This window comes from Agromyces sp. P1_H4 (genome assembly GCF_056405255.1).
Window position 1 is genome coordinate 1 of record NZ_JBFUCL010000329.1, and the last position, 4,216, is coordinate 4,216.

At 71.3% G+C, this 4,216-nt stretch carries 4 protein-coding genes and 1 pseudogene; 2 read left to right on the forward strand and 3 right to left on the reverse strand.

Annotation, left to right across the window (positions count from 1 at the left end; translation table 11 throughout):
• Positions 1-41 precede the first annotated feature (41 nt).
• From purQ to AC1DY2_RS16395, 3 genes and pseudogenes are all read right to left on the reverse strand, one after another.
• Complete coding sequence (gene purQ / locus AC1DY2_RS16385) at positions 42-740, reverse strand: phosphoribosylformylglycinamidine synthase subunit PurQ (RefSeq protein WP_476763382.1); 699 nt, start codon at positions 738-740, stop codon at positions 42-44.
• 113 nt (positions 741-853) lie between these two features.
• Positions 854-1,087, reverse strand: a pseudogene (purS, locus tag AC1DY2_RS16390) (phosphoribosylformylglycinamidine synthase subunit PurS); the annotation flags it as partial.
• Positions 1,088-1,212: 125 nt separating this feature from the next.
• Positions 1,213-1,626, reverse strand: a complete 414-nt coding sequence (locus AC1DY2_RS16395; protein WP_476763383.1) for a hypothetical protein — start codon at positions 1,624-1,626, stop codon at positions 1,213-1,215.
• A 218-nt stretch (positions 1,627-1,844) separates the two neighbouring features.
• On the opposite strand from AC1DY2_RS16395, the gene AC1DY2_RS16400 reads away from it, so the two are divergent.
• The gene (locus AC1DY2_RS16400; RefSeq protein ID WP_476763384.1) at positions 1,845-2,414 is read left to right on the forward strand and encodes a PadR family transcriptional regulator; all 570 of its coding nucleotides are present in this window, start codon (positions 1,845-1,847) and stop codon (positions 2,412-2,414) included.
• 60 nt (positions 2,415-2,474) lie between these two features.
• Positions 2,475-3,998, forward strand: a complete 1,524-nt coding sequence (locus AC1DY2_RS16405; protein WP_476763385.1) for a DHA2 family efflux MFS transporter permease subunit — start codon at positions 2,475-2,477, stop codon at positions 3,996-3,998.
• Positions 3,999-4,216: the final 218 nt, after the last annotated feature.

The following is a 4,216-nucleotide window of genomic DNA, read 5'->3' on the forward strand; positions in this document are numbered from 1 at the left end:
GCTCGGAATCGCGCCCGGGGCCACCCGCCCGCGAGCCGCGACTACGCCTCGACGAGTGCCCGGCGCACGACGCTGGTGAAGAACCCGAGGCCGTCGACCCCCGACCGCATCGCGGCGGCGGTGTCGGGGCCGAACCCGGGCTCGACCGCGTGCTCGGGGTGCGGCATGAGGCCGACCACGTTGCCGCGAGCGTTCGAGATGCCCGCGATATCACGGAGCGAGCCGTTCGGGTTGACGTCGACGTAGCGGAACACCACGCGACCCTCGCCCTCGAGCCGGTCGAGGGTGTCGTCGTCGGCGATGAAGCCGCCCTCGCCGTTCTTCAGGGGGATGGTGATCTCCTGGCCGGCGTCGAAGCCGCTCGTCCAGTCGGTGGAGGTGTTCTCGACGCGCAGCACCTGGTCGCGGCAGATGAACGCGCCGTGGTCGTTGCGGATCAGGCCGCCCTCGAGCAGGTGCGCCTCGGTGAGCATCTGGAAGCCGTTGCAGATGCCGAGCACGGGCATGCCCGCGTTCGCGGCATCCACGACCTCGGTCATGATCGGGCTGAGCGAGGCGATCGCTCCGCAGCGCAGGTAGTCGCCGTAGCTGAAGCCGCCGGGCAGGATGAGCGCGTCGACGCCGTCGAGGTCGTGCGAGCCGTGCCAGAGGGCGATGGGCTCGGCGCCCGCGAGCCGCACGGCGCGCTGCGCGTCGCGGTCGTCGAGCGAGCCGGGGAACGTGATGACGCCGATGCGCATGTCAGCCCGCCTCAGTGCGTCTCGCCCGCGGGGGCGACGTATCCCGAGTCGGAGTGCTCGGCGGACTCGTGCGCGGCCTCCTCGGCGAGCTCGGCGTTGGACTGCTCGTAGTGGATGCCCACGACGTCCTCGATGACCGAGTTCGAGAGGATCTCCTCGGCGATCTGCTGCACGCTGGCCTTGAGGGCGTCGTCGACGGGGCCGTCGACGGTGAGCTCGAAGCGCTTGCCGATGCGCACGCCCGAGAACCCGCTGCGGCCCGTTCGGGCGAGGGCGCCGGCGACGGCCTTCCCCTGGGGGTCGAGCAGCTCGGCCTTGGGCATCACTTCGACGACGATGGTGGGCACCGCGGTTCTCCGTCCGGTGTCGAGGGTGTGGATGCCTCGATTCTATCGGGAGACCGCGGATGCCCCTCGCCGGGCGTCAGCCCGGACGATCAGCGCCGTGCCGTCGCCGGGTGGTCAGCGCCGTGTCAGCGTCGCGAGATCGCCCGCACGATGATGCCGACGGCCACGAGCGCGGCCACCGCCACGCCGATGACGAGGCCGGGGTTCTCGCGGTAGCGCGCCTTCACGTAGCCGACGCCCTCGTCCGCGGCGCTCCTGGCGTTCGCGTAGGCGTCCTTGGCCTGTGCGGTGACGGTCTCGGCGGCGTCGGCGGCCTTCTCCGCGACATCCGCGGCCTTGGCCTTGGCGCTGTCGATCACGTCGTTGACGGCGCCGGCCACCTGCTCCTTCGCGGCGTCAGCCGCCTCCGCGGCGTCGCGCGTGGTGTCGCGCACGCCGCCGGCGAGGTCCTCCGCCGTGCCGGCCGCCAGGTTGGCCGTGTGGTCTGCTGCGCTGCCTGCCGTCGTCGCGTCGGCGATGTTGCGGTCCGTGTCAGTCATGGTTCCACCTTCGGTCGTTGCGATGCCGTCATGCTACGCGCGCCACCTCGGGGCGGGCCGAAAGGGGGCCGGGGTTGCAACGCGGTGAGGCGGGTGCTACTGGCTGGTGGCCTCCGCCGTCGCGTGCACGGATGCCCCGGGCCGAGGTTGCGGGCATGCAATTCCGCGCGTACTATTCCGCACGGAATATGTGCTGCGATCGAGCGAAGGGAGCGCGGATGTCTCGACTCACCCCATTGGCGCTCTCGACACTCGCGCTGCTCACCGAGCGCCCGATGCATCCCTACGAGATGTACCAGCTGATGCTCCAGCGTCGGGAGGACCGCGTCGTGAAGGTGAGCGCGGGTCCGCTCTACCGCGCCGTGGAACGCCTCGCCGCTGACGGGTACATCGCCGAGACCGGCGTGGAGCGCGAGGGCAACCGCCCCGAGCGCACGGTCTACGCCATCACCGACGCCGGACGCGACGCCGTGCGCTCGACCCTCGAGCAGATGCTCGGCGAGTTCGTCAACGAGTTTCCCGAGTTCCCCGTGGCGGTCGGCGAGGCCCACAACCTGCCGCCCGAGCGGGTCGCCGAGCTGCTCGCCGAACGCGCCGCGCGCATCCGGGAGTTCACCGCGTTCATCGACGCCGGCCTCACGCACATCGCCGAGAAGGGCGTCGCGCGGCACTACGTGCTCAACGTGCACTACACCCGCGCCATGCTCACGGCCGAGCTCGACTGGCTCGAGCACACGATCGACGAGCTCCGCAGTGGCCGGCTGCACTGGACCGCCCCCACCGACTGACCCGCGCGCCGCCTGACGGCCGCGACCGACTGACGACAACGGAACGGAAACGAAGACACGATGGAACCGCAACGCAAGCCCTGGCCCGCCCTCTGGGCGCTGGTCATCGGCTTCTTCATGATCCTCGTCGACTCGACGATCGTCTCGATCGCCAACCCGGCGATCCTGCGCGACCTCGACACCGACATCACCGCGGTGCTCTGGGTCACGAGCGCCTACCTGCTCGCCTACGCAGTGCCCCTGCTCATCACCGGCCGCCTCGGCGACCGGTTCGGGCCCAAGCGCGTCTACATGATCGGCCTCGTGGTCTTCACGCTGGCGTCGCTCTGGTGCGGGTTCTCGGGCGACATCACCATGCTCATCGCGGCCCGGGCCGTGCAGGGCCTCGGCGCCGCGCTCATGACGCCGCAGACGATGGCCGTGATCACCCGGATCTTCCCGCCCAACCAGCGCGGCGCCGCCATGGGCCTCTGGGGTGCCGTGGCGGGCGTGGCGACGCTCGTCGGGCCGATCCTCGGCGGCGTGCTCGTCGATTCGCTCGGCTGGGAGTGGATCTTCTTCGTCAACGTGCCCGTCGGCATCATCGCGTTCGTGCTCGCCTGGCGGCTCGTGCCGAACCTCGAGACCCATTCGCACCGCTTCGACTGGCTGGGCGTCGCGCTCAGCGCGGTCGGCATGTTCCTCGTCGTCTTCGGCATCCAGGAGGGCGAGACCTACGACTGGGGCACGATCGTCGGCCCCATCACGGTATGGGGCCTCATCATCACCGGCATCGTCGTGCTCGTCGGGTTCGTGGTGTGGCAGCGGTTCAACCCCGCCGAGCCGCTGCTGCCGCTGCCGCTGTTCCGCGACCGCAACTTCTCGCTGTCGAACGTCGCGATCTCGCTCGTCGGCTTCGCCATCGTGGCCATGCCCCTGCCGCTCGCCTTCTACTACCAGGTCGCCCGTGGGCTCACGCCGACCCAGGCCGCGCTGATGCTCGTGCCGATGGCCCTCGTGACCGGTGTCGCCGCCCCCTTCGTCGGCCGCCTCATCGACCGCGTCGACCCCAAGTGGATCGCGTTCAGCGGGTTCGTGGTCACCGCGATCGCGCTCTGGTGGACGTCGACGCTCCTCACCCCCGACCAGGAGCTATGGGTGCTCCTCATCCCGTCGGGCCTGCTCGGCCTCGGCCTCTCGGGCATCTGGGCGCCGCTCGCCTCGTCGGCGACCCGCAACCTGCCGCCGTCGCAGGCCGGAGCCGGCTCGGGCGTCTACAACACCACCCGCCAGGTCGGCTCGGTGCTCGGGAGCGCGGCCATCGCCGCCCTGCTGAACGCACGCCTCGCGGCAGAGCTGCCCGGGTTCGACACGCAGGCCGCCGAGCAGGCGAGCGCGGGCTCGAGCGGCATGCCGCCGCAGGTGCTCGAGGGCTTCACGGCCGCGATGTCGCAGTCGATGTGGCTGCCGATCATCGGCTTCGCCGTCGGTGCGATCGTCGTGCTGTTCTACGCCAAGCCGAAGCTGACGGTCGACTGGGGTGCCGCGGTTCGCTCCGGCGAGGCGATGGGCCAGCCGGCCGACGAGGCGGCCCGAGCCGAGTAGCCGAGCGGATGCCGCGGCGTCGCGCCGCGGCATCCGCCCCGCTCGTCGTGATCGGTCGGCGGCGCTAGGTCCGCCGCAGCGCGCGGACGACCACGATCACGAGGACGGCGACGCACGCGAGGACTGCGGTGCCCACCGCGACGGGCCGCTCGCGGAGCATCCCGAGCACCCGACCGGGGAGCCCCTCCGACCCGCCGACCGAGTCGACGGCGTCACGG